The following is a 25277-nucleotide window of genomic DNA, read 5'->3' as shown; positions in this document are numbered from 1 at the left end:
GCTTGGTGCTCATGGTTTGGCCACTCCGCCTTCACTGACGATCTTGATCGGCGCCGGCGGCGTCGCCCGCGGCTGCAGCACCTGGGCCAGCACCTGTTCCTTCGGGCCGAACGCCTGCATGCGACCGTCGCGCAGCACCAGGATCTGGTCGACCGCCTCGACGCCGATCGGGCGGTGCGCCACCACGACGACAATGGCGCCGCGCTCGCGGGCGGCGCGGACGGCGCGGGTCAGCGCCTCATCGCCTTCGGTGTCGAGATTGGAGTTCGGCTCGTCCAGCACGATCAGGAACGGATTGCCGTAGAGCGCGCGCGCCAATGCCACGCGCTGCGCCTGGCCTGCCGAGAGCGCGGTGCCCTGCTCGCCGACCTGCGTGTTGTAGCCCTCGCGCATCTTGATGATCATCTCGTGCACGCCGGCTTCTTTCGCCGCCGCGATGATGGCGTCGGACGTCGCCTCGGGATCGAACCGGCTGATGTTCTGGGCGATGGTGCCGCCGAACAATTCGACGTCCTGCGGCAGATAGCCGATGTGCCGGCCGAGCATGTCGGACGACCATTGGTCGAGCGCTGCGCCGTCGAGCCGCACCTTGCCGCGCACCGGCTGCCAGACCCCGACCAGCGCACGGATCAGCGACGACTTGCCGGAGCCGCTCGGGCCGATCACGCCGAGACCGTTGCCCGCTGTGAGCGTGAAGTTGATGTCCTGCACGATGAGGCGCTGGTCGCCAGGCGGCACCATGGCGACGCCTTCGACCGAGAGCCGGCTGGTGGGTGGCTGCAACTGCGTCGGCGTTGCCTGTGCCGGCATCTGCTCCAGCAGGCGGGTGAGGCGATGCCAGCTCTGGCGCGCGGCGACGAAGGATTTCCAGTGCGCAATGGCGAGGTCGACGGGTGCCAGCGCGCGGGCGGAGAGGATCGAACCCGCGATGATGATGCCGGCGGTCGCCTCCTGGTGGATGACGAGATAGGCGCCGACCGCGAGCACGGCCGATTGCAGCATCATGCGCAGCACCTTGGCGATCGCGCCGAGCCCGCCGGCGACGTCGCTGGCGCGCTGGTTGCCGGCGAGATATTTTTCGTTGGCCTCGCTCCAGCGCTGGTTCATCCGGCCGGCCATGCCCATCGACACCATGACTTCGGCGTTGCGGCGGCTGGCCTGGGCGAGATCGTTGCGCTGGGCGGCAAGGCCCATCGCCTCCTTCGCCGGCTGGCGGGACATGAATTCGGTGACCAGCGTCAGGCCGACCAGGATAATGGCTCCGATCAGCGCGGTGACGCCGATCATGACGTGGAAGGCGAAGCAGATGGCGAGGTAGAGCGGCAGCCAGGGCAGATCGAAGAATGCGCTCGGGCCCATGCCGCCGAGGAAGGAGCGGACATTGTCGAGATCACGCAGCGGCTGCAGACCTTCGTTGCGGCTGCCGACCAGCAGCGGCAGGCGCACGATGGTGTCGAACACGCGCTTGTTGAGCGCCTCGTCCAGCGCGGTGCCGATCCGTCCAAGGATCCGGTTGCGGATCATGTCGAGCACGCCCTGCGCCATATAGAGGAAGCCGGCGAGGATGATCAGGCCGACCAGGGTCGGAATGCTGCGGCTCGGCAGCACCCGGTCGTAGACCTCCAGCATGAAGATCGACCCGGTCAGATAGAGCAGGTTGATCATGCAGCTCATCAGGCCGACGCCGACGAACGCCGTGCGACAGGCGCGCAAGGCGTCACCGAGCTCTGAACGGCGGACGCCGGAGGCTGCCATCAGTCTGGTCTCTTTCTGGTGGGGCCAAAGCCCCTGATTTCACGGGCAATTCAGGCTACGCGTCCCGAATTAACATCATGTTGGCGCTGCGTCCAACGCGGGCCGGCTCATTCAGAACCCCGATAGGCCACATCTACTCCCGACGGCCGGGCACGCAAGCCCGGTATTTCACAGTCTTTGCGGCTTTTTGGTGCAGATGTGGCCGCCCCTCCCCAGGTCTGGAAGAGGCGGCAGTTCCGATCGATCGACCCGGGCTGCTGCTAGAGCCGGCCGCCGCCCCGCACCAGCCGCACCACCAGCAGCAGGATGACCGCACCGATGGCGGAATAGACGATCTCGGAGACCAGGCCCGTGCCGAGGCGGATGCCGAGCCTGGGAAACAGAAGGCTCGCCACCAGCGCACCGCAGATGCCGATCACGATGTCACCGATCAGGCCGAACCCGGCGCCCCGCACGATCTTGCCGGCCAGCCAGCCGGCGACCAGGCCGACGAACAGGATGACGAGCAGGCCCTCATTGGAAATGTGCATCGGTGAAGTCCCTCTCCTTCAACGCCCGGCATGGAACGGGAACCGGGATGAATGGAGTCTGAATGGCACGAGGCTCGCGCGGCCGCGAGCCTGGTTGATCTCGTCCAAAGCTATGACACCGCTGTGAAGGGCTCCGCCAGCACACATCGTGCCGCCCGCCCCGGGCCGACCTCCACATTCGCAGGCAGCCGCTCCAGGCAACGCGGCTCGGCGAGCTTGCAGCGCGGGGCGAAGGAGCAATTGTGGGGCATTTCGGCCAGCGAGGGCGGCGTGCCGGGGATGGTCTCCAACCGCTGGCCGCGCCTGGCGCCGTGGATGGTGGAGGCAAGCAGGCCTTTGGCGTAGGGATGCATGGGGCTGCGGACGATGTCGCGCAAGCTGCCCTGCTCGACGATCTGGCCGGCATACATCACCGCGACACGGTCGCAGATCTCGATGGCGACGCCGATGTCGTGGGTGACGAAGATCACCGACATGCCGAACTCGCGCTGCAGCTCGCGCAGCAAGAGCAGGATCTGGATTTGCACGGTGGCATCGAGCGCCGTGGTCGGCTCGTCCGCCAGCAGGATTTTTGGCCTACAGGCCAGCGCCAGCGCGATCATCGCGCGCTGGCGCATGCCGCCCGACATCTCATGCGGATAGGCATCCAGCCGCCGCTTCGCCGAGGGGATGCGCACGACCTCGAGCATCTCGAGTGCACGAGCCCTGCCCTCCGCATAGGTCTTGCCCTCGTGGCGCACGACGCTTTCGGCGATCTGCGCGCCGATGGTGTAGACCGGATCGAGCGCGAGCGCAGGCTCCTGGAAGATCATAGAGACGGTCTGGCCGCGGAACGACGACAATTGCTCGTCGTTCATGGCGAGCACGTCCTGCCCCATGACGTTGACCTTGCCGGAGATCTGCGTGCGCTTCTTCGGCAACAGCCGCATCAGCGCGCGCAGCGTCACGCTCTTGCCCGAGCCGGACTCGCCGAGCAGGCCGAGCACCTCGCCATCACCCAGCGACAGGCTGAGGTCGTTCACGGCATAGACCGTGCGCTCGCCGGTGAAGCGGATGTTGAGGCCGGAGATCTCGACGAGCTTGGTCATGACGGCAGTTTCGGCAATCGATCGTGATAATCGGTGACGCGCTGGAAGGCGGCGCCGATGGTGAGCAGGGTCGCCTCGTCGAAGGAGCGGCCGATCAGCTGCATGCCGACCGGCAGGCCGCTCCTGGTGAAGCCGGAGGGCACCGTGAGCGAAGGCAGGCCGAGGAAATTCACCGGGCGGGTGAACAGCGTCAGCCGCTGCAACAGCGCCGGCGCGTTCGGGCCGCCGCCGACATCGCTCTCCTCGATCGTCGGCGCCGGCACCGGCGAAGCCGGCGCGATCACCGCATCGACGCCTGCGGTAGCGGCGTTGTGTGCAGCCAGCGCGGGGCCGCGCCAGCGCATGGCCTCCAGATAGGTGATGGCGGGAACGGCGAGACCGTTCTGAAGCCGCATCAGCACCTGCGGGCCATAATCCTGCGGGCGCTCGATCATCCAGCGCTTGTGGAAGGCGGCAGCTTCCGCGGCGAGCACGAGCTGGCTCGCCGAGGACAATTGCCGCTGATCCGGCAGCTCGACCTTGACGATGTCGGCGCCCTCGCGCTTGAGCAGCGCGATGGTCTCGTCCAGCACGCGCGCGACCTCGGCGTCGAGATCGTCGACGTAGAACGAGGCGGGCACGCCGATCCTGAGGCCTTTTAGCGAGCCCTTGGTGGCGGCGACGTAGTCCGACAACGGCTCTTGGCTGCATGTCGAGTCGGCGGGATCGGGGCCGGCCATCAGTGCCAGCAACAGCGCGCAATCTTCGGCGGTGCGGGCCAGCGGACCGACCGTGTCGAGCGATTGCGACAGCGGCATCGCGCCGGCGCGGCTGACGCGGCCGACCGTGGTCTTCAGCCCCGTCACGCCACAGAAATGCGCGGGCATGCGGATCGAGCCGCCGGTGTCGGAACCGAGCGCCGCATAGGTCAGCCGCGCCGCGACCGCCGAGCCGGAGCCCGACGACGAGCCGCCGGTGATGTGGGCGACGTTCCAGGGATTGCGCACCGGACCGTAATGGGCGTTGTGGCCGGTCGGGCCATAGGCGAATTCGGCCAGGTGCAGCGTGCCGAGGCGGACCTGGCCGGCATCCTTGAGCCGTTGCAAGGCGGTGGAGGTCACTGTCGGCACGAAGTCGCGGCGGATCAGCGAGCCACAGGTCGCGACATGGCCGGCGTCATAGTACATGTCCTTGTGCGCGAGCGGCACGCCGTGCAGCGGACCGCGGACCTTGCCCGCAGCGAGCTCGGCATCGGCGGCATCGGCCGCCTTCAGCGCGGATTCTGCCTCAATCGACATGAAGGCGTTGAGATGCGGCTGCCATTGCGCGATGCGGTTGAGCAGCGCGCGCGTCGCCTCATGCGAGGACAGCTGCTTCATCGCGATCGCACGCGCGACCTCGGTGAGCGTCATCAGTGCGGGTTCAAGGCTCATTTCGACACCTTCTGCGTCTGCACGATCGGGTAGAGCGCGGGCTCGAGATCGAACGGCAGCGTACCCGCGATGGTCGCAAAGCCTTCGAAGGCAGGTCCGATGGAGTTGGAGATGCGGGTCGCGATCTCGTCATCCACGGGCACGCCGGCGATTTGCGCGATGGGCTTGATCTCTTTCGGTGTCGGTCTCGTCATGCGGTGATCTCCCTGGGCGCGCGGCTATGGCCAGAACCCGGAATTGCCATGTAACACGCGGCCTCGTGGCCCATCTTATCCAGCGCGGTCAGCTTTGGTGTCGCATTTGCGCAGAGCGGCTCCGCAAACGGACAACGGGTGTGGAAGCGGCAGCCCGGGGGCGGATCGATCGGGTTCGGCGGATCACCCGTGATCGGCGGCGTCTCGGTGCGCCTGTCGGGGTCTGAGGACGGCATCGCGGCCAGCAGTGCGCGCGTGTAGGGATGCGCCGGACGATCCCAGACCTGGTCGACCGGGCCGAGCTCGACCACCTCGCCGAGATACATCACCAGGACGCGGTCCGAGATGTAACGGACGACGTTGAGGTCGTGGCTGATGAAGAGATAGGTCAGGCCGAATTCGCGCTTGAGGTCGACAAGCAGATTGAGCACCTGCGCCTCGACGGATTTGTCGAGCGCGGAGACGGCTTCATCCAGGATCACCAGCCGCGGCGACAGCGCCAGGGCACGCGCGATGTTGACCCGCTGGCGCTGGCCGCCGGAAATCTCGTGCGGGTAGCGATTGGCGAAGGTCTCGGAGCGCAGTCCGACCTTGCCGAGCAGCTCGCGCGCGAGGGTGCGCGCCGCGCCATCGGCCATGCCGTGCACCTTGGGGCCGAAGGCGATCGACTCCTCGATCGTGAGTCGCGGGTTGAGCGAGGCGTAGGAATCCTGGAACACCATCTGCATGCCGCGGCGCAGCTCGCGCAGGCTCAGCGATTGTCCCACGGTCATGCCGTCATAGACGATGTCGCCGGTATCGCGCGGCATCAGATGCATCAAAAGGCGCGCGGTGGTGGACTTGCCGCAGCCGGATTCGCCGACGATGCCGACGGTCTCCCCCTTGGCAACGGCAAAGGAGACGTTGTCGACGGCACGCACGGTGCGCCTGGCAGCGAACAGCCCGCCCCGCACCGGGAAGTGCTTGGTCAGGCCGTTGACCTGCAGCAGCGGCTGCGCGACGCCGCCGACGTCTTCGACCGGCTCGAGCATGGCAATGTTGGTCTCGCTCATGGCTAGTTCCTAATGTCCATGGCGCTGCGCAGGCCGTCCGAGAGCAGATTGAAGCAGATCGAGACCGCGAAGATCATCGCGCCGGGCAGGGCTGCGACCCAGGGATTGACGTAGATCGCGGTGCGCAGGGTGTTCAGCATCAGGCCCCATTCCGGCTCCGGCGGCTTGGTGCCGAGGCCGAGGAAGGAGAGACCGGCGGCCAGGATCATCGAAACCGAGATGAGACTGGTGGCATAGACGAAGATCGCGCCGAGCACGTTGCCGAGGATATGTACGCGCATGATGGTGAAGGGCCCCGCGCCGGAGGCGCGCGCGGCCTCGACGAAATCCATGTTGCGCACGCCCGTGGTGACGCTCTCGGCGACGCGGGTGATCTGCGGCACGAACACGACGGTGAGCGACACGATCGAGTTGAGGATGCCGGCGCCCAGTGCGCCGGAGATCGCGATCGCCAGCAGCACGGAGGGGAATGCATAGAATACGTCGACCGTGCGCATGATCGCGGTGTTGAGCTTGCCGCCGACATAACCGGCAATGAGGCCGAGCGAGGTGCCAATGCCGAAGGCGAGGATCACCGGCAGGATACCGATCACCAGCGACAGTCGGCCGCCATAGACCAGCCGCGCCAGCATGTCGCGGCCGAGCTCGTCGGTGCCGAGCGGATAACCAGGCGTGCCGATGTGACGGAGGCGGCGGATCATCGAGCCCTTGTAGGGATCCTCGAGGCCGAGCCAGGGCGCGAGGATCGCCGAGAGGAAGATCAGCAGCAGCACCAGCGCGCAGGCCATGCTGACCTTGTCGCGCCGGATGCGGCGGCCGACGGTCGCCCAATAGCCGCGTGCCTTGGTCGCGGGCGCAGCCTGCAACGCGGCGTCGGCGGTGGCGGACAGGGGAAGCTCGCTCATCGGCTGGCTCCCTGTGCGTATGGGTGTGGTCGGTGCGAACCGCGGGCTCCCTTAACCTCTCCCGCTTGCGGGAGAGGTCGTCGCGAAGCGACGGGTGAGGGTTCTCTCCTCTTGGAGGTTCTTGCGAGCGGCGACACCCTCTCCCCAACCCTCCCCCGCTCGCGGGGGAGGGAGCGCACCGGCTTCGCGGCTATAGCTCGGCTCAAATGCATCCCGCTAGCCCCGCTTGATGCGCGGGTCGATCGCGGCTTGGGCGATATCGACCAGGAGATTGAGGAAGACGAAGAACAGCGCCAGGATCAGGATCGTGCCCTGCAGCAGCGGCAGGTCGCGCTGGAAGATCGCCGAGTTGAGCAGGAAGCCCGAGCCCGGCCAAGAAAACACGGTCTCGATCAGGATCGAGCCGCCGAGCATGTAGCCGAGCTGAAGCCCCATGACGGCCAGCGCGGTCGGCGCGGCGTTCTTGATGACGTGGCGGAACACGCCGGTTTCGCGCAAGCCCTTTGCACGCAGGGCCTCGACGAAATCCTGACTCAGGATGTCGCCGGTGAGCGCGCGCACGGTGCGGGTGACGATGCCCATGGGAATCACCGACGTCGTGATCGCCGGCAGCACTAGATATTTCAGATGCGCCCAGTCCCAGGCCCAGGAATTGGAGCCGCTCGGGCCGGCGCCGACCGCGGGCAGCCAATTCAGCTGCACCGAGAAGATGATGACGAGCAGCATGCCGAGCCAGTAATGCGGCACCGACACACCAGCGATGGCGAAGGAGGTCGCGACCTTGTCGATCCAGGTCTCGCGGAAATAGCCGGCGATCAAGCCGAGCAGGATGCCCATGGTGAAGCCGATGATGGCGGCCGCGATCGCCAGCGTGACGGTGTTGCCGACCGCGCGCATGACCTCGGCGAGCACGGGGCGTCCCGTCGCGATGGAATTGCCGAGATCGCCATGCAGGGCACGAAGCAGCCAAAGCCCGAACTGCACCGGCAACGGCCGGTCAAAGCCATAGGCGGTGCGCAGCTGCGCGGCGAGCTCCTGCGAGGCATCGGCCGGCAGCACGGCAACGAGCGGATCGCCCGGCGTGATGTGCACGAGCAGGAAGCACACCAGCGCAACGCTGATGACGATCGGGACGACATAGACGATGCGTCTGGCGATATAGGCGAGCACGGGTCTTCTTTCTTCCTTCTCCCCTTGTGGGAGAAGGTGGCGCGAAGCGCCGGATGAGGGGTTCTATCCGCGGATACAGCATTGTCGAATGAGGAAGGGTCACTCGCGGAGAGAGACCCCTCACCCGGCTTCGCTTCGCGAAGCCACCCTCTCCCGCAAGGGGAGAGGGTACACTGAGCAAGTCGAGACTATTGCTTGATCGACACCGGCGAGAAGTCGATGAACCAGCTCTTCGGCTGCACGACGCCTGTCACCTTCGGGCTCATGGCGCGCGGACCGACGTCGTGGGCGACGTAGAGGAAGGCGGCATCGTCGACGGAGGCCGCGTGCAGCTCGGCGAGCGCGGCGTCGCGCGCGGCTGGGTCGAAGGTCTGACGCGCCTTCTTCACCAGCTCGTCGAACTTGGGGTTGTTGATGAAGCCCCAATTGTTCGAGACCGGCGGCGCCATGCCCGATTGCAGGAAGCGCACCAGCGCGAAGAACGGATCCATCGCCGCATAGGTGACGTTGGTCGCGTTCGAGCCGTTGGCGCTGGGATCCTTTGCGCCGCGGCGCCAGTTGGTGAACAGCGTATTCCACTCGATGACGTCAAGCTTCACGTCGAAATAGCATTCGGCCAGCGCCTGCTGGAGATATTCGTTCATCGCCAGCGGCTGCATCTGTCCCGAGCCCGACGCGGAAGTCTGCGTCTTGACCGTCAGCTTTTTGTTCGGGCCAAAGCCCGCTTCCTGCATCAGCTTCTGGGCGGCGGCCTTGTCATATTTGATCTCGAAGGTCGGCTTGCCGCGCCAGGGATGGCCGGGCTCGAAGGTGCCGGTCGCGGGCACCATCAGGCCGGCGAGCAGGCCGTCCTTGAGGCCTTCGCGGTCGATGCAGAGGTTCGCGGCCTTGCGCACGCGGATGTCGTTCCAGGGCGAGCCTTCGACGCGCGAGAACTGCCAGGGCCAGACATGCGGCTGCTCGTTGGCGTAGAGCTTGAAGCCCCGCTGCTTCAATTCGGGAATCGCGTCCGGCGCCGGTGCCTCGACCCAATCGACCTGCCCGGAGAGCAGCGCCGCGGTGCGCGCGTTCGCTTCCGGCATCGGCAGCAGCACCATCTTGTCGACCTTGGGCACGCGTGCCTTGTCCCAATAGCTCGCGTTCTTCACCAGCTCGAGCCGCTCGCGCGGCGTGAAGCTCGCCATCTTCCACGGACCGGTGCCTGCGGCGTCCCTGGCAAACGCCGTCCATGCGGCTTGCGACTTCGCCTTGGCGTCGGCGCCTTCGGCCTTGTCGTAGAAGTGCTGCCACTTCGCCGGGCTCGCCATGAACAGATTGGTGAGGTTGATCGGCAGGAAGCTGTCGGGCTCCTTGGTGGTGAGCTCGACCGTCATGTCGTCAATCTTCTTCGCCGACGCCAGCGTCGGCATGCGCGAGGCCGTGACGCCGACCTGGCTGGCGTCAAATTGCGGCGCATCCTGCTTCAGCACCTTCTCGACGTTCCATACCACGGCGTCCGCGTTGAACGGCGAGCCGTCGTGGAAGGTCACGCCGGGGCGCAGCTTGAAGATCCACTTGGTCTTGTCGGCATCGTCGACCTTCCACTCGGTGGCAAGGCCGGGGATCACCACGCTTGCCTTGTCGGCAGAAGACAGATCCCAACCTGTGAGCGCGTCGTACATGGTGAGGCCGGTGAAGCGATTGCCTTCAAAACCCTGATCAGGCTGGCCCAGCGTGCGCGGAATATCGGCAGCGGTCATGCCGATGCGCAGCACGGTCTCCGCGCTGGCCACGCGCGGCCAGGCCGCCGCCGTCGTTAGAGCGAGCACCGCGATCAATGCCGCGCGTGTGTTCTTCTGAGTAAGCATCGCCTCAATCCTTTTCCGGCTTCGATGACTATTTTTGATGCAATCGTATGCAATGGCTATGCCAAAGAGAAACTTATTCTGCAATTTGGCCCTGCGACGACAAGTCCTCGTAGGCATTACGCAGGTGCACGCGTCGCCCTGCCTATTCTGGCATCAAGATTGCAGGTTTGGTCTCGAAATCCCCTGGGAGCTCTGGACCATGCGTCTTCGTCTGTCGATTTGTCTCGCCGTGCTTGCGCTGGCGTCGTCCGCAATCTCGGCGCGCGCCGAAACCGTGCTGCGCTACGGCATCTCGATGGCGGACATCCCGCTGACCACGGGTCAACCCGATCGCGGCGCCGGCGCCTATCAGTTCACGGCCTACACGATCTATGACCCGCTGGTGGCCTGGGAGATGGACGTCGCCGATCGTCCCGGCAAGCTGGTGCCGGGACTGGCGACCGAGTGGAAGGTGGATGACGCCGACAAGACCAAATGGCGCTTCACGCTTCGCAAGGGCGTCAAGTTTCACGACGGCAGCGAGTTCAATGCCGATGCGGTGATCTGGAATCTGGACAAGGTGCTCAACGACAAGGCGCCGCAATTCGACAAGCGGCAGAGCGCGCAGGTGAAGACCCGCCTGCCCTCGGTCGCGAGCTATGCCAGGATCGACGACTTCACGGTGGAGATCACGACCAAGACGGTCGATTCCTTCTTTCCCTATCAGATGCTGTGGTTTCTGGTGTCGAGCCCCGCGCAGTACGACAAGCTCGGCAAGGATTGGGACAAGTTCGCCAGCCAGCCTTCCGGCACCGGCCCGTTTAAATTGACCAAGCTGGTGCCGCGCGAGCTCGCAGAACTCAGCAAGAACCCCGACTACTGGAACAAGAAGCGCATCCCGAAGGCCGACAAGATCGTGCTGGTGCCGATGCCGGAGGCGCTGACGCGCACCAATGCGCTGCTGGCGGGCCAGGTCGATCTGATCGAGACGCCGGCCCCGGATGCGGTGCCGCAACTCAAGGCCGCCGGCATGAAGCTCGTCGACAACGTCACGCCGCATGTCTGGAATTATCATCTGTCGGTGCTGCCGGGCTCGCCCTGGACCGACATCCGCCTGCGCAAGGCGCTGAACCTCGCGATCGATCGCGATGGGGTGGTCGGGCTGATGAACGGCCTCGCAAAACCCGCCAAAGGCCAGGTCGATCCGTCCAGCCCGTGGTTCGGCAAGCCGGCCTTCGAGCTGAAATACGATCTCGCCGCAGCGAAGAAGCTGGTCGAGGAAGCCGGCTACTCCAAGGCCAAGCCGCTGAAGGCCACCTTCATCATCGCGCAAGGCGGCACCGGCCAGATGCTGTCGCTGCCGATGAACGAATTCCTGCAGCAGAGCTTCAAGGAGATCGGCATCGAGATCGACTTCAAGGTGGTCGAACTCGAGACGCTCTACACGCATTGGCGCAAGGGCGCGGCCGACGAGATGAATGCCGGCATCACCGCCAACAACATCGCCTACGTCACCTCGGACCCGCTCTACGCCATCGTCCGCTTCTTTCATTCGGGCCAGATCGCGCCCGTGGGCGTCAACTGGGGCGGCTACAAGAATCCGAAGGTGGATGCGCTGATCGACGAGGCCAAGCAGACGTTCGATTCCACCAAGCAGGACGAGCTGCTGGCGCAGGCGCACGCCCTGATCGTCGACGACGCCACGCTGGTCTGGGTCGTCCACGACACCAACCCGCACGCGCTGTCGCCGAAGGTGAAGCAGTTCGTGCAGGCCCAGCACTGGTTTCAGGATCTGACGACGATCGGGATGGAGTGAGGGCGGCAAACGCAGCTGCCGTAGGGTGGGCAAGCGCAGCGTGCCCACCATTTCAACATTGCAGAGTAAGACCGTGGGCACGGCGCTGACGCGCCTTGGCCCACCCTACGGCAGCGCCGATGCGGCGACTACTTCGTCAGCAGCGCATATGCTCCGGTCCAGTTCTCCGGCGGCGGATTGAGCTGGAAATCCTTGATGCGCGCCTCGTAGAGCCTGAACAGCTTTTCCAGCGTGTCGGCGTCCTCGCTCTTGCGGCCGCGTTCGATCGCATCGAGCGCGCCCTGCCAGTCGCGGCTGCGATAGCAGCTGAGCATCTCGATGGTGACGTTGCGCAGGCGCTGGAAAGTGGCGGAATGCATCACATCCTCGCGGCCGGCGATGGCGTAGATCACCTCCGGCTCGGTCTTGCCCTTGACCATGATGAAGTCGAGCTCGAGGATCGCGAACTTGTCCTTGGCGGCGAGCGCGGTGCGGGAGCCGACGATGATGGGAAAGCCGTATTCCTTCGACTGGCCCTCCAGGCGCGAGGCGAGGTTCACGCTGTCGCCGAGCACCGAATAGTTCTTCTTCAGGTCGGAGCCCATGTTGCCGACCACGCCGATGCCGGTGTTGAGGCCGATGCCGACATTGAGCGGAATGTAGACGTGGCCGCCCTCGGTGGCTTCCTTTTCGCGCTCCTTGTTGACCGCGTCGATCTGCTCCAGCATCTGGATCGCCGCCTCGCAGGCGTTGACCTCGTGCTCGGCATCGTCGAGCGGCGCGTTCCAGAACGCCATGATGGCGTCGCCCATGTATTTGTCGATATAGCCCTTCCGCTCGATGATGACGTCGGTCAGCGGCGTCAGGAAGCGGTTCATCAGCGCGATCAGGCCTTGCGGGTCGTGCTTGTAGCTCTCCGAGATCGTGGTGAAGCCGCGCACGTCCGAGAACATGATCGTCATCTCGCGCTCCTCGCCGCCGAGCACGAGCTTTTCCGGCGACTGCGCCAGCTGCTCGACCAGGACCGGCGACATGTATTGCGCGAACTGCCCGCGGATCTGCACGCGCTGGCGCTGCTCGCGCACGAAGCTCGCGAAGATCAGCGTCAGATAAACCGCCGTGGTCGAGAGCAGCGGATAGGTGAAGTCGATGAGGTAGCGGTACTGCGCGTAGAAGAACCAGGACGTGCCGACCAGGATCGCCGCGAACGTCGCACCGGCGAGCACGAGGCGCACGGGACCGAGATTCGGCGTGAAGATAATGACGAGCAGGCCGATGATCAGCGCGGCGAGCAATTCAACCCCGAGCGCGTAGTTCGGCTGGGAAATCACCGCGCCGCTCAACACGCTCTCCAGCACCTGGGCATGGATCTCGACCCCCGGCATGGTCGCAGAGACCGGCGTGGTCTTGATGTCGTTAAGCCCGGCCGCAGAGGTTCCGACCAGCACCAGCTTGCCGGCGAACCTGCTCGGCGATGCGCTGTTGTCGAGCACGTCGGCGGCGGAGACGTAGATCGAGGGGTCCCGACGCGCGTAGTGCACCCAGAACTGGCCGTTCTTGTCGGTGGGGATCTCGACACCCTTGATGCGGATCGACCTGATACCGGTCTTGTCGGTCCGGACCAACAGCGTCGGCGTGCCCGTGACGACGCGCAGAATCTCGAGGCTGAGCGAGGGCATGATGTTGCCCTGTGCGCGCATGATCATCGGCACGCGGCGGATGAATCCGTCCCGCTCTTTCCTGATTGAAAACAGCCCGCGGCCGGCCGCGACCATCTCGATGACCGGCACGTTGCGCAGCAAGCCTGGAAATTCGAACAGGAAGCGTTCGGCCCCCTCCTCCCCGACCGTCGCCACTCCCGTGAACGGAAGCGATTTGTCCAGCTCGGACAGGACGGCCGGAAGCCCGGTCTCGCCCAGCACCACACGCGAGCGCTTGATCGCATCGGCGAGAATCTGGTCGTTGGTTGGCAGCTCACGCAGCTTGGCGCGCGTGGCGTCGTCGAGATGGCGCATCTGGCCCGCGACCAGATCCGGGTTGAGCCGGTCGGGCTCCGAAAACACCACGTCGAAGCCGATCGCGACCGCACCGCTGCTGGTGAGATTCTGGATCAGGTCGGCAATTCGCGTGCGCGGCCACGGCCATTGGCCCAGCTTAGCGAGGCTCTTGTCGTCGATGTCGACGATCACGACCGGCCGCGCCGCCTTGTGGCGCGGATCGATCAATTGAAACATGTCGAAGGTGCGCAGCCGCAATTCCTGGATCGGCGGCGGATCCCACAGCCGCGCGCCGGCGAACAGCACCAGCAGCGCAAGGCACATCAGCCGCGCGAAGCCCAGCTTCCGCGCAAACCACCGCCGCAGGATCTTGAGACGTTTCATTTCGATCGGACTTCCTGCAACCGCCTGGGGTCCAATCTTGGATCGCCAGGACGCAAATGGCCATCGCTTCGGCAGCAAAGGACAGGGATTTTTTACCGCGGTCGAGGCGCAAAGAAGAGCCGCGTCCCCGCAGAGGCGTCGCTCTAACTCACATGAAGGATGAAATCACTGGCGTGGAGATTGCCGGCAACAACATTCTTCAGGAGGATCTTGTCATTGGCATCGAGCGTGAGCAGGGTATCGTCGCCCTGCTGCTCCGTGAGCGCGGAGACTTGCGTCCACGACGTGATGTTGGTGAACTGCCGCAGGTCGATCTTGTCGAGCCCGGTCTCGAAATCGCTCACCGCGTGCTGGATCGGGTCCTGCGACGACGTCGGCGCGAACACGAACTGGTCTTTCGCGCCGCCACCGATCAAGGTGTCGCTCGACTCGGTCGCGAAAATGACGTCCTTGCCGCTGGTGCCCTGGAGGGTGATGCCCTGGCTGTCGGCACCCTCGACGAAGATGAAGTTGACGGTGTCGTAATGACCCGCCGAGTCGGCCACGGTCAGTGTGATCTGGTCGGTCGCGGGCGGCACGGGGAACTCATCGGCGCTGGCGCCGACGGGATCGTAGGCGATGCCAGCGCCGCTCGCGAGCCCCGTGTTGATCTGAGCGAGTGAGCCGGACACCGGATAGACATCGACGCTGCTGACATCCGGGTGCGCGGTCGAGAGCGTGACGGTGAACGTATCCGCCGCCGCGCCCGAATCGGTGTCGATGACGACGAGGTCGGTGATGATGTCGTTGCTGTTCTCGATGATGTGCTCGACCTGGAAGCCGGAGGTATCGATGACAGGCCCGCCGCCGGCTTTAACGACCACATCCTCGGTTATCGTATAGGTGTCCGTCAGCGGCCCGCCAAGGCCGTTAGCGGAGTCGATGACGGTGACGCCGACGTGCAGGTTGAACTCGCCGTGGTACCCGGCCGGGGCAGTCATCGTCAGTCCCGAGGCCGCCAGCGATGCGATTTCTGCCGCCCCGATCAGCCACTGGCCGGCATCAGCGCCGGTTCCAGCATGACCGACCGAGAAGGTCGCGCCAGCCGGATAGCCCGAGAGCTTGATCAGGAGCGTTTCGGACCCGTCGCTATCGACCGCCGCCGCAGTGATGGCCGGCAGCTTGATCGGACTGTTGGAGCCAAATCCAGGCACCGCGAACACGCGCGCTTCGACGTCGTTGCCACCGTCGCCCGGGGAGAACCAGGTCGAGACGATCTTGCCGTCCGAAGTCACGGCGGTCGGATTGGAGCGATCGGCCAGGAACAGCTGGTCGCCGTTCGTGGTCTCGTTGATGACGAACGACGAGCCGACCGAGTGCAACGATGCATCAAAGCGCTGCCCCAGAAGTCCGAGGCTCCCGGGAGCGTCATGGCCCTGATAGGTAACGAGGAAGCCGCCGTCCGGCAGGGCTTGCAAGGTAGCAGTGGTCGCATCCGAGATGCTCACCTCGTTGCCGATTGGCGCACCGGTCGAACTGAAATGCCTCAGCACGAGCGTGTTCGCGTCAGTGTACGATACGACGATCGATCCGTCCTTCAGGACGGCGAGTTCGCCGCCATATTGATCGCCTACGGTGTTGGTGTTGACCTGCACCTCTCCGCCGAGCTTGTTACCTTGCGCATCGAACCGCTGGAAGTAGACGCCCCAGCTGCCCGATCCCTCGTCCTGACCATAGGAATGCCAAGACGCCACGAAGCCGCCATCGGCGGTCCCGGCGACGGAATCACCCTGCTGCTGGCTGACTGTCTCAGTATTGATCAAGAAAGGTCCGGACGTCGGGACCCCGCTGGAATCGTAGACGATCCCGTAAGTGCCTGACGCGCTGGCGTCGGACGTGACGTAGGTGATGACGAAGCCGCCGTTCGACAGCGCGGCAAGCGTCGCGTTCTCGCCATATCCGGCGAGGGAGACCTCGCCGCCTGCCGGCGAACCCGAGGAATCAAAGCGCTGCAGGTGGATGGTTGCCCCGTTGTCGCTGCCGGAGGTCCAGCTCACGACGAACCCTCCGCCCTCCAGCCCGACGACATACGGGCTCGACTGATTGCCCGCCGTCGCCGTGTTGACACGGAACTCGCCCCCGATCTTTGCGCCGGAGCTGGCATAGTGCTGAGCGTAGATGCCGGCGCCGTCGCCGTCCTGCCCCTGCGACACCCAAGCGATAACGTAGCCGCCGTCCGAGAGCGCGCCGATCGCGCTGTAAGTCTGGTCGTTCGCGGTCGTGGTGTTGACCAGGAACTCTCCCACATCCGCGATCGGCGTATGGTCGATGTTGAACGCCGGCGCATCGGCCACGGGGGTCACTTCCGTGCTCAGCGTCGCCGCCGCTGAGACGCTGGAGCCGATCGAGGGCGACGTGATATCGATCAGGACGGGCGTCGTGACATTGCCGCCATAGGTATCATCCAGGGCATGCACGTCGAGGCTACCCGGCGCGCCACTGAAATTTGCGGCCGGCACGAAGCGGATCAGCGTGTCGGTGGCAAGCAGGAGCGCGCTGCTGTCGCTGACACCCGCGATATCTGTCCATTGATTGCTACCGGCAACCTGGTACTGCCAGACGCCTTCCGCGGCGGTTGCATGGGAGGCCGTGACGGCGACGGCCTTGAAGCTCGCGCCCGCATCGGCATCGTGGAATCCGGCGGCAAAGAGCGCCCCGACGCTGGACCCGGCGGGAGCAGTGGCATCTTCGCTGATCGCGCCGAGCGTCGAGTTATTCAGCGTCGGCGCGTCGTTGCTGCCCACGATGGTGACGGTGACATCGCCATTGCCGGTGCCGGTCGCGGCGTGCCCGTCGCTCGGAACGATCGTGTATTGCAGCGACAGCGTCTGCCCGGCGGCGAGGAAATCGAAGGTCTGGCTGCCCGAATTGAACTGCCACGTGAACGGGGCGCCGGAAGCCGTGCCGTTCATGATATCGCCGGGAACGGAGAGATAACCCAACAACGTCTCGTGCGACAGCCCGCCGACGGTGCCGGGTTGGTTCACACCTTCGAAGATGACCTGCACTTCGCTAACCGACACCGTGACGTGATCGGTCGAGTCGACGTCGGAGAGTGTCAGCACGCCATGCGTTTGCAGCCCGGCGTTGGTTTCCATGAGATCGGCAAGGTCGATGCCGAGGCTTTGGCCGGCATTGACCTTATTGGCGACCGTGGTCCCGCTGCTGCCGCCGAACTGGTAATACGCAGCCAGATTGGCCTCGTTGCCGGTGAGCGCGGTGAAGTCGATCGACTGGATCTGCTGCTGCGTGAGCGCGGTGGTCCAGACGCTGACATCGGCGATCGAGCCCGTGAAACCTTGCTCCCCGAAGCCTGGGGCGTACCTGTCGCTCGCCGCCCCGATCATCATGTAGGACGGATCCTGACCGCTACCGACCGCGTTCGCGCTTCCACTGTGGGAATAGACGGCGTTGCCATCGACATAGAGCGTGTAGGTGCCTTGGTGGCGCGTCAAGGCGAGGTTATGCCATTCCCCCGCGGGAAGCGCGAAGCCGGTATCCAGGATATCGACGCCCCCTTCGAGGATCTCGATCTCCAGATGGCCGCTGACGACCGTTCCGATCAGACCGAAACCGGCCGTCGAGGTATTGCCGTTGTAGAACAAGACCTGGCCGCCGGGCGCAGCGCCTCCGTTCCAGTTCAGCCGGCCATCCAGCGTCACGCCATCGGACGCAACCGTCGGCACCTCGCCGACGGCGATGGTCCGGCCGTCGAAGTCCATGTGGTCCGACGTGGCATAGGAGATGGCCGGCGCGTCGTTCGTGCCGGTGATGGTGACGGTGACCTCGGCGGTGTCGGTCCCGCCCTTGTGGTCATCGAGGGTGATGGTCGACACCACGGTCGCGGTCTGACCTTCGCCGAGGAAGTCCAGGGCACTGTCGGCGATGGAATAGCTCCAGGCGATCGCGCCGTTGTTCTTGTTGCCCGCCTGCTGAATCGTCAGAGCCTGCTCGAGGGCGCTTTCCTGTCCCGCCGTCAGCGTCAGCTGCGTGGTGTGATCAGCATCGAGCCATGTCGTGGCCTGGCCGGAGATCGTCGCCGTCGGCCGGTCGGTCAGGTCGATATCGGTGAAGTGGATCGTACCTGTCCCGCCCGAGACCGGGTCGAGCGCCGCGGAGCCGGTGGTATCCGCGAGCTCGGAGAAGCTCACGGTCGGTGACGCCTCGGCCGCGGCGAAGTTCGGCGCATCATCGTTCGCGTTGAACGTGATCAGGGTGCCGCCATGGCCGTCGCTGCTGCCGGCGAAATGCCCGTTGCTGTAGTCAGCCCCGGTCAGGTTGAGGCTGATGTGGTTGCCGTCGGCATCGGTGACCGTCAGCACGCCGCCGGTCGAGGGATCGGCGTTGGCGACATAGACCGCGCTGGTGCCGACGCCGTACTTGATGGTGGACAGGTCGATCGTGTCGTCGGCGGACAGTTGCGCAATCGATCCGCCAAAGGTCGCCGTGTCGATCCGAAGCGCAGCGCCGTCGCCGGCGAGCGTGATCGTTTGCGTGACCGTGCCCTCAAGCTTCAAGAGCGCGCCGTCGTGTACGGTAACCGATCCCGTGCCGGACAGCGAGCCGAACAGCGTGAGGGTGCCGTCGTTGACTTCGATGGTACCGGTGTTGGTGATCGCGCCGGAAATCTTCGCCGTTCCCCAGCTGTCGATCTCATGTGAATTGACGATGCTCAGGCCGCTGCCGGTAATCCAGGCCCCATTGAGCAGGTCGATGTCACCCGCATTGACGATCGAGGACGCATTGCCGAAGACGCTGGTGCCGGAGACGGTCCAGATGCCCCCCGCCTGATTGTTGAAGGTGGCGGTGGCAACCGAAATGTTGCCGTTGATGTCGCCGGAATTGTTGATCGTGACGGAGCCGCCGGTCTCGACGATCGCATACGTCGTCGAGGTCACCGCGCCTGCATCGTCGGGCCCGATCGTGCCGGAATTGTCGATCGTCACCGTGCCGGTCGCATTCCCCTGAATGTAGATCGCCGCGTGACCGGTCGCGGCCGCAATCGAGCCGGAATTGGTGATGTGTGTCGATCCGGTCGCGTCCACCGCGTTCTGGGTGACGCTGATGCCGGCCAGGCTGGTGCTGGTGATATCGCCGTGATTGACGATGGTGACATCGCCGCCGCCAGTCGCAAGAGCCGCTACGCCGACCGATCCAGTGGCGGAGCCATTGTTGGTGACGCTGACGTCACCCCCGCCGTGATCGAACGCGCCGATCGCGATGCCTGCGGCGTCAATATCCGAATTCTCGCCGGTCGTGACCGTGACGTTACCGGCGCCCCAGGTGAACGCCTCGATGCCGTAACCTGCGTCGGCTGTGATCGTCGCATCGCTGGTGACGATGACATCGCCGTTGACTGCGCTCGAGAAAGCGCCGGTGCCGCCAGGCTTGTAGCCGGCGATGATCCCGCCCGGCGTGGTGCCGTCGTTGTTCAGGGTCGAGCCGGAATGGATAGCGCCGTGCGCCTCGACCGAAATCGTGCTGCCCACGGCGGCCGCGATCGCGACGGCGTAATTGACGGCGACGATGCCCGAGCTGCTCGAGGTAATATTGTCGCCATCCGCCAGGGTGACCGTGATATCGCCGGCATCGAGGCTAAAGGCCCTGATGCCGTAGCTCGTCGCACCCGAGATCGTGACGTCCTCGCCGAGCGTGACCGTCACGTCGCCCGCGCCGCCGCTCAAGGCCGCGGCGTTGATTCCGATGCTCTGGGCGCCCGAAACCGAAATCGCCGTCCCGGCGAAGCTGTTCACCGTGACGCCGCCGTTTCCGTAGTTATAGGCGTTGATGCCAAGGCCGGCCGCGGCGGTGATGTCGGCGTAATTGTTGACGATCACGGTGGCATTGACCAGCGTGTTCGCACTGGTGCCGTTCGTGGCACCGGTATAGCCGGCCTCGATGCCGGCCGGCGCATTGCCGGCCAGGTTCGGGCTGCTGCCGGAATTGATCGTGCCGTGGGCGTTGACCGTAATGGTGCTGCCGGCCGCGGCGTCGAGCAAGGCCGCACGATTGACGGCGACGATACCGGAGCTGCCCGAGGTGATGAGGCTGCCCGCCTCCGTCGTGACAGTCTGGTTGCCGCTGCCATAGCTGCGCGACCGGATGCCGTAGACCGAGCTGCCCGTGATCGCGCCGCCGGCGTCGATGGTGATGTCGCCGTCGCCCTGCGTGACCGCGTCGATACCGTATGCGCCGCCACCGGCGCCGCCGAGCTGGGTAACCGAGATGTCACCGTCGTTGGCGGCGTTCGAATTCTCGACCAGCACGCCGACCGAATTCGCGCCATTGCCGGTCGCCTTGCCGGTGACATTGTTGACCGTGATGTCGCCGGAGCCGGTCGTCCCGTCGCTCAGCCAGATGCCGTGGCCGGCGAGGCCGGTGATGTCGCCCGTCGCGGTCAGCGTGATGTCGCCGAAGCCGTTCTGGGTGACGACGAGGCCATTTGCCGCGCCGGTCAGCGCACCGGTCGGGTTCAGAACGATATTGGCGCGATTGCCGCTGGTCCCACCCGATGCGGTGACATCGAGCGCATCGCCTTGCAACGAGTTGATATCGGCATCACCCGTGACCGTGAGGGTGCCGCCGGTCGAGGCCTCAACTGTGATGGTGCCGGTGAAGTCATGGCTCGTGGCATCGAGCTGGAGCGTATTAAGGCCGCCGGCGAAGGTGACGGTCTGCGCATCCGCGCCGCCCAGCGCGAGCGTCGCGCCGTCGTCCACGATTAGCGTGCCGACGCCGGTGACACCGCCGGACAGATTCAGCGTGCCGGCCTGGACTTCGATCGTGCCGGTGTTGGTCACGGCGCCTGTGATCGTGTTGCTGCCCGAGACGCTGTAGAGATTGCCGGCATTGCTCAGGCTGCCGCCATTGATCGAGACACCGGCCAGATAGAGTGTTGAGGCGTCATCGACCGAGATCGTCCCGCCGGTATTGCCGATGATGGCAGCCGTCAGCTTCAGCGTGCCGCCGGTCACCGCCTCGATCAAGCCATGATTGGTGACGGCATGGATCGTAGCCGGATCGATCGTCAGCGTGCCGCTGGTGACGGACAGCATGCCGGTGCTGGCGATCGTGATATCGGCATCATCGATGGCGCTGATGCCGGTCGATTCCAGCGTGCCGAGAATGACAAGCGTGCCGCCATCGACCGTCGCACCGTCGACGATCAGCGTCGCACCGGCATCGGTCTGGATGGTGCCGCCAGCATTGGCGACATCGCTCTTCAGCACCAGCGTGCCGCCGGTCAAATCGATCAGGCCGGAATTGGCGACGGCGGTCAGCGTGTCGATCGTACCGCCTGCTTGCAGCGTCAGCGTGCCCGCATTCGTGATCGTGCTGGTGTTGGTGACGACCACGCCGGATGTCCGGGTGATTGTCTCGACGTCGATCGCGCCGCCGACGGTGACGTGGCCTCCGAGCGAGTTGGTGAACTTCGCGTCGGCATTCAGGGTGAGCTTGCCGCCGATGGTCAGCGTGCTGTTGTTGATCACCTCGGGCACCTTGTGGCCCGGCGTGGTGTCGTAGTCGTCGAGCGTCAACGACTTGGCGAAGGCCGCCACGTCGATCGTCACCGGATAGGACGGGGTCAGGCCGTGGAGCTGATCGGTGATGACGATGACGTCGTCCTGGTCGGTCGGGACCGTGCCGGTGGCCCAGTTGCCCGCGTCCTGCCAGAGGCCGCCGGAGGGAGCGCCGGGTTCCTCGGTCGCGATCCACACCACGGCAGGCGCATCGGTGCCGGTGATCGTGACGGTGATGGTTTGCTGCGAGGACCCGCCTTGCGAGTCCGTGAGCGTCACGGTGTAGACCAGCGTCAGCACCGCGCCCTGGGGGATAAAATCGGCGAGATAGACCGGCAGATCGGCCAGCGACCAGTTGATGGTGCCGGTGCCGTCCCCGGTGCTGTCGGCGCCGGCCGCGATCGCGACGGACATCGCGCTCTGGAACGCTGCAAGCGGCCCCGGCGGCACGCTGCCATCAGGCAGCGTCGCACTGGTCAGCGCCACCGACACGGTATGCTTGTCGGTGAGGTCGACGTCGTTGAAATTCAGCGTGCCCGACGTCGGAACCTCGCTGGTGAGCGGGCCACCCGGCACGCTGGTGCCGCCCTCGAAGGTGATGATCGGGACATCGGTGGTGATCACCGGCTTGTCGTTGGTCCCCGTGATCGTGATGGTGATGGGGATGAACGCCGATTCGGGGCTCACTGCGAAATTGGTGTCGACGCGGACCATGTAGGTCAGGGTCACGGTTTCGCCGGCGGCAAGGAAATCGAAGACCTTGTCGGGGATCGTGTAGGTCCAGACCGCCGAGCCGTTGTTATTGTTACCGGGATCGGAGACGACGCTGATCTGGATCTGCGTTGCCGCGATGCTCTGCTTCTGGAGCGCGGAGAGCGAGCCGGTGACGTCGTGCTGGCCGGCGTCCTTGTAGACATAGTTCGGCGCTTCGGCGAGGCTGATGCTCACCGTCGGCCGGTCGCCAAGGTTTTGGTCGACGAATCGGATCAGGCCGGAGATCGTGTCGGCATCCGTCGCGCCGGTGGCGCCGGCACGCTCGGTCAACGCGAACGCCGTCTTCACAATGCCGCTGGCGTCGAAGCTCTGCGCGATCGGCTGGCCGGGGATACGCACGATGGGCGGCGTGGGGGTGCTGGGCCCCTCCTGCCCTTGCGGATTGAGGTTGACGAAGGTCGCGATCGCGATCGGGCCGGAACTCGACTTGAACACCACGTCCAGGCTCATCGGCGTGAGCGTGTCGGTGAAGTTCGTGGTCAGCTTGGTGTTGGTGTTGTTGTCGGAGAACTTCAGCGTGAACACGTCGGTGATCAGCTTCTGCACGTCCGGCGACATCAGCGCATTTGTGATCGAGACGTTGCCGCCGCTGATCTGGATCATCTGTCCGGCCTGGTTGACCGTCGCGATCGGCAGCAGCGTGACCTTGTCGAACAGGATGTAGGAGCCGGTCGTGCCGTTCGGCTCGACCAGCACCTGGAAGCTCGCTTGCGGCTGCGGATCGCCGCCGCCGGCGGGAACGACGAAATTGATCTGGGTGAGCACCGCGGTGCCGCGGATGCCCATGGTGGCGACCGGGGTGTCGATCTTCATGTCGCCGTGCTTGGCGGTCTCGCCGGCGACGAAGGTGATGGTGCCGGCGACGAGGCTCAGCAACGAGGAATTGCTCGACCCATTGGGGTCGTAGACCATTTCGTTCAGCACCATCCGCGCATTCGAGGACAGGCCGAACACGGTGCCGTCGATGAAGGTGATGCCGAGGGTCGAATCGGCGCCGGTCGAAACCACGTCGCCCTTCTCGACGTTGTCGCCGTTGTTCAGGATGACCGAGACGCCGTTGCGGATCGCGGTCGCGCTGCCCACGAGCTTGGTGACGTGGCCGATGACCTGGCCCGCGCCAGCGCCGGGCGCGGCTTGCGCAACCTGGACATGGCCGGTGAGCGCGCTGACGATTTCGCCAGTGAGGTGGGCGCCATCGGGCGAGGCGAGCGCGGCACGCTTGTCGCCCCGGAAATAATCGTGAACGACGAACTCGTGCCCCTCATGGGACAGGACGAGATCGAGGCCTGTGCGCTTGAACTCGCCGTTGAAGATCAGGTTGGGGTCGGGAACGACGAACGCGCCCTCGGGCACATGACCCTGCGCTTTCGCCGTAAAGGAATCCACATGGGCATCGCCGGGCGAGCGGAAACCCTTGCCGTCCAAGGAAATCGCGCCGTCAAACTGGCCAGCGTAATTCAACCGGGCACCGTCAAAAGGGTTAAAATTTAAGTAAGTATCAACTGCCTAAGCTTGCATAGCATTAGCAAGTCCTTAGCGATACCACCTATTGCTTGTGTGATTCCGCATCACTTGGCTTCAGGAGCCCCCACGGATACGGCTTTCGTAAGAGGAGAGGAAGTAATACGTCAAATATTCTGAAGTCGAATCCGGCCGTTTTGCGCGCATTTCCAGTCATCCAAAGTAATCTGCTGTATAGTTTCGGGAGCAGATACTTATGTCATCTTCCCGTCGCGAAGTCCCGCCACATCCTGCGGCAAATACGGAGTTAAATCTGTGACCTAACTAACAGAACCCCATGAAATTGGGGGGTGTTAGCCATCGCGCGCAGATTCGGCCCTCCCACAACCTGTGTCTGCATTTGCCTCCGTTTGGCGGCAGCCGGACACCTCCTAGCCGGCGAATCGTAAAATTTTACGCAATCTGGACTGGTCCATTTCATCCTGTCTCCCGGTTTTGCCACCCCAGCCGGGCGCGTTAAGCAGAACAAAACGGCCCGTCTCGCACTATCTCCCCGAAAGCAACAAAGCCCGGCACGTCGAGGTCGAGGGGGATCCGGCGAAGCCAGGGAAGGGGATGTCAGATGGAGACCGCTGCTCGCTCGCGCGCCTGGCGCGCAATCCTTGTGCTATGCGGACTGATTCTTTTCGGATCGGCCGCCGAGCTTCGCGCCGGCTCGCTGCTGTCGCCGGGAGCCGGCGTTCTCGTGCGCAAGTCCGCCGAGCCGTTCGGCGTGTTCGCCTTCGCCATTTCGTCCGGAAGCCTGCGGCAGAAATGGCTTGCGCTGAAGGACCGGCTCGACGACGACATGGTGCAGCTGGCGCTGTGCGACGGCGACCGGGACAATTGCGCATCGCCTGCGGCCCTCAAGCTGCTCGCCATCGTCGACCAGGCCCGTGCTCGCGACGGCCGCGCCCGCCTCGGCGAGACCAACCGCGCCATCAACCTGGCCATCCGGGCCGCCAATGACGGCATCGACGACGTCTGGAGCTCGCCGCTTGCGACCTTCGCGAACGGCACCGGCGATTGCGAGGACTACGCCATCGCCAAGCTGGCCGCGCTGCGGCTGGCCGGAATTGCCGCCGAAGACCTTCGCATCGTCGTGGTGCGCGACCTCAGGGCCGGTGAAGATCATGCGGTCGCCGCGGCAAAGCTTTACGGCCACTGGCTGATGCTCGACAACCGCCGCATGGCGATGCTCGAGGACGACGCTGCGCGCAGCTACCAGCCGCTGTTCGCACTCGACCGGTCGGGCGTGCTGAAATATGTCGACGAGCCTGTGCGATTCTCCATGGTCGCTGCCGAGGTCCGTTGACCGGTCCGGCGGACTCATAGC

The 25277-nt window shown here is 64.9% G+C and carries 13 protein-coding genes; 2 read left to right on the top strand and 11 right to left on the bottom strand.

Annotated elements, in window-relative coordinates:
- Window positions 1-9: 9 nt before the first annotated feature.
- From WI560_RS03505 to WI560_RS03465, 9 genes are all read right to left on the bottom strand, one after another.
- Window positions 10-1758, bottom strand: coding sequence for a type I secretion system permease/ATPase (locus WI560_RS03505; RefSeq protein WP_375308759.1), 1749 nt, complete (start codon window positions 1756-1758; stop codon window positions 10-12).
- A 257-nt stretch (window positions 1759-2015) separates the two neighbouring features.
- The gene (locus WI560_RS03500; RefSeq protein ID WP_028138655.1) at window positions 2016-2285 is read right to left on the bottom strand and encodes a GlsB/YeaQ/YmgE family stress response membrane protein; all 270 of its coding nucleotides are present in this window, start codon (window positions 2283-2285) and stop codon (window positions 2016-2018) included.
- A gap of 110 nt (window positions 2286-2395) precedes the next feature.
- On the bottom strand, window positions 2396-3373 hold the full coding sequence (locus WI560_RS03495; protein WP_257176224.1) for an ABC transporter ATP-binding protein: 978 nt from the start codon (window positions 3371-3373) through the stop codon (window positions 2396-2398).
- Window positions 3370-4785 carry an amidase gene (locus WI560_RS03490; RefSeq protein WP_375306911.1) on the bottom strand — a complete coding sequence of 472 codons (1416 nt, stop codon included), beginning with the start codon at window positions 4783-4785 and terminating at the stop codon, window positions 3370-3372. Before WI560_RS03490 ends, WI560_RS03495 begins: the two co-directional genes overlap by 4 nt.
- On the bottom strand, window positions 4782-4979 hold the full coding sequence (locus tag WI560_RS03485) for a hypothetical protein (protein WP_135164504.1): 198 nt from the start codon (window positions 4977-4979) through the stop codon (window positions 4782-4784). The genes WI560_RS03490 and WI560_RS03485 overlap by 4 nt, the downstream gene beginning before the upstream one ends.
- The gene (locus WI560_RS03480) at window positions 4976-6031 is read right to left on the bottom strand and encodes an ABC transporter ATP-binding protein (protein ID WP_375306910.1); all 1056 of its coding nucleotides are present in this window, start codon (window positions 6029-6031) and stop codon (window positions 4976-4978) included. Before WI560_RS03480 ends, WI560_RS03485 begins: the two co-directional genes overlap by 4 nt.
- Window positions 6032-6033: 2 nt before the next feature.
- A complete protein-coding gene (locus WI560_RS03475; protein WP_257176221.1) occupies window positions 6034-6936 on the bottom strand; it encodes an ABC transporter permease in 903 nt (300 codons plus the stop codon).
- A gap of 216 nt (window positions 6937-7152) precedes the next feature.
- A complete protein-coding gene (locus WI560_RS03470) occupies window positions 7153-8106 on the bottom strand; it encodes an ABC transporter permease (RefSeq protein WP_024338965.1) in 954 nt (317 codons plus the stop codon).
- Window positions 8107-8294: 188 nt separating this feature from the next.
- The gene (locus WI560_RS03465) at window positions 8295-9953 is read right to left on the bottom strand and encodes an ABC transporter substrate-binding protein (RefSeq protein ID WP_257176220.1); all 1659 of its coding nucleotides are present in this window, start codon (window positions 9951-9953) and stop codon (window positions 8295-8297) included.
- 199 nt (window positions 9954-10152) lie between these two features.
- Between WI560_RS03465 and WI560_RS03460 the strand changes: the two genes are divergently transcribed.
- Window positions 10153-11748, top strand: coding sequence for an ABC transporter substrate-binding protein (locus WI560_RS03460; protein WP_375306909.1), 1596 nt, complete (start codon window positions 10153-10155; stop codon window positions 11746-11748).
- A gap of 128 nt (window positions 11749-11876) precedes the next feature.
- Here WI560_RS03460 and WI560_RS03455 read toward each other — a convergent pair whose 3' ends face one another.
- Together WI560_RS03455 and WI560_RS03450 are read right to left on the bottom strand one after the other, a co-directional pair.
- Window positions 11877-14108, bottom strand: a complete 2232-nt coding sequence (locus tag WI560_RS03455; protein ID WP_375306908.1) for a CHASE2 domain-containing protein — start codon at window positions 14106-14108, stop codon at window positions 11877-11879.
- 143 nt (window positions 14109-14251) lie between these two features.
- Window positions 14252-23866: a LamG-like jellyroll fold domain-containing protein gene (locus WI560_RS03450; RefSeq protein WP_375306907.1), complete on the bottom strand. Its 9615-nt coding sequence runs from the start codon at window positions 23864-23866 to the stop codon at window positions 14252-14254.
- 658 nt (window positions 23867-24524) lie between these two features.
- Between WI560_RS03450 and WI560_RS03445 the strand changes: the two genes are divergently transcribed.
- Entirely contained in the window at window positions 24525-25256 is a 732-nt protein-coding gene (locus WI560_RS03445) for a transglutaminase-like cysteine peptidase (protein ID WP_375306906.1), read from the top strand.
- Window positions 25257-25277 lie beyond the last annotated feature (21 nt).

The sequence above is a fragment of the Bradyrhizobium sp. A11 genome (assembly GCF_042077125.1).
GTDB lineage: Bacteria > Pseudomonadota > Alphaproteobacteria > Rhizobiales > Xanthobacteraceae > Bradyrhizobium > Bradyrhizobium japonicum_B.
The sequence above is the reverse complement of the archived record's forward strand: the minus strand, read 5'-3'. Positions and strand labels throughout refer to the sequence as shown.

What these genes read in the sequence shown, in the direction of transcription:
- WI560_RS03500 (WP_028138655.1), bottom strand. Translation starts at nt 2,285, where the DNA reads ATGCACATTTCCAATGAGGGCCTGCTCGTCATCCTGTTCGTCGGCCTG.
- WI560_RS03495 (WP_257176224.1), bottom strand. Translation starts at nt 3,373, where the DNA reads ATGACCAAGCTCGTCGAGATCTCCGGCCTCAACATCCGCTTCACCGGC.
- WI560_RS03490 (WP_375306911.1), bottom strand. Translation starts at nt 4,785, where the DNA reads ATGAGCCTTGAACCCGCACTGATGACGCTCACCGAGGTCGCGCGTGCG.
- WI560_RS03485 (WP_135164504.1), bottom strand. Translation starts at nt 4,979, where the DNA reads ATGACGAGACCGACACCGAAAGAGATCAAGCCCATCGCGCAAATCGCC.
- WI560_RS03480 (WP_375306910.1), bottom strand. Translation starts at nt 6,031, where the DNA reads ATGAGCGAGACCAACATTGCCATGCTCGAGCCGGTCGAAGACGTCGGC.
- WI560_RS03475 (WP_257176221.1), bottom strand. Translation starts at nt 6,936, where the DNA reads ATGAGCGAGCTTCCCCTGTCCGCCACCGCCGACGCCGCGTTGCAGGCT.
- WI560_RS03465 (WP_257176220.1), bottom strand. Translation starts at nt 9,953, where the DNA reads ATGCTTACTCAGAAGAACACACGCGCGGCATTGATCGCGGTGCTCGCT.
- WI560_RS03460 (WP_375306909.1), top strand. Translation starts at nt 10,153, where the DNA reads ATGCGTCTTCGTCTGTCGATTTGTCTCGCCGTGCTTGCGCTGGCGTCG.
- WI560_RS03455 (WP_375306908.1), bottom strand. Translation starts at nt 14,108, where the DNA reads ATGAAACGTCTCAAGATCCTGCGGCGGTGGTTTGCGCGGAAGCTGGGC.
- WI560_RS03445 (WP_375306906.1), top strand. Translation starts at nt 24,525, where the DNA reads ATGGAGACCGCTGCTCGCTCGCGCGCCTGGCGCGCAATCCTTGTGCTA.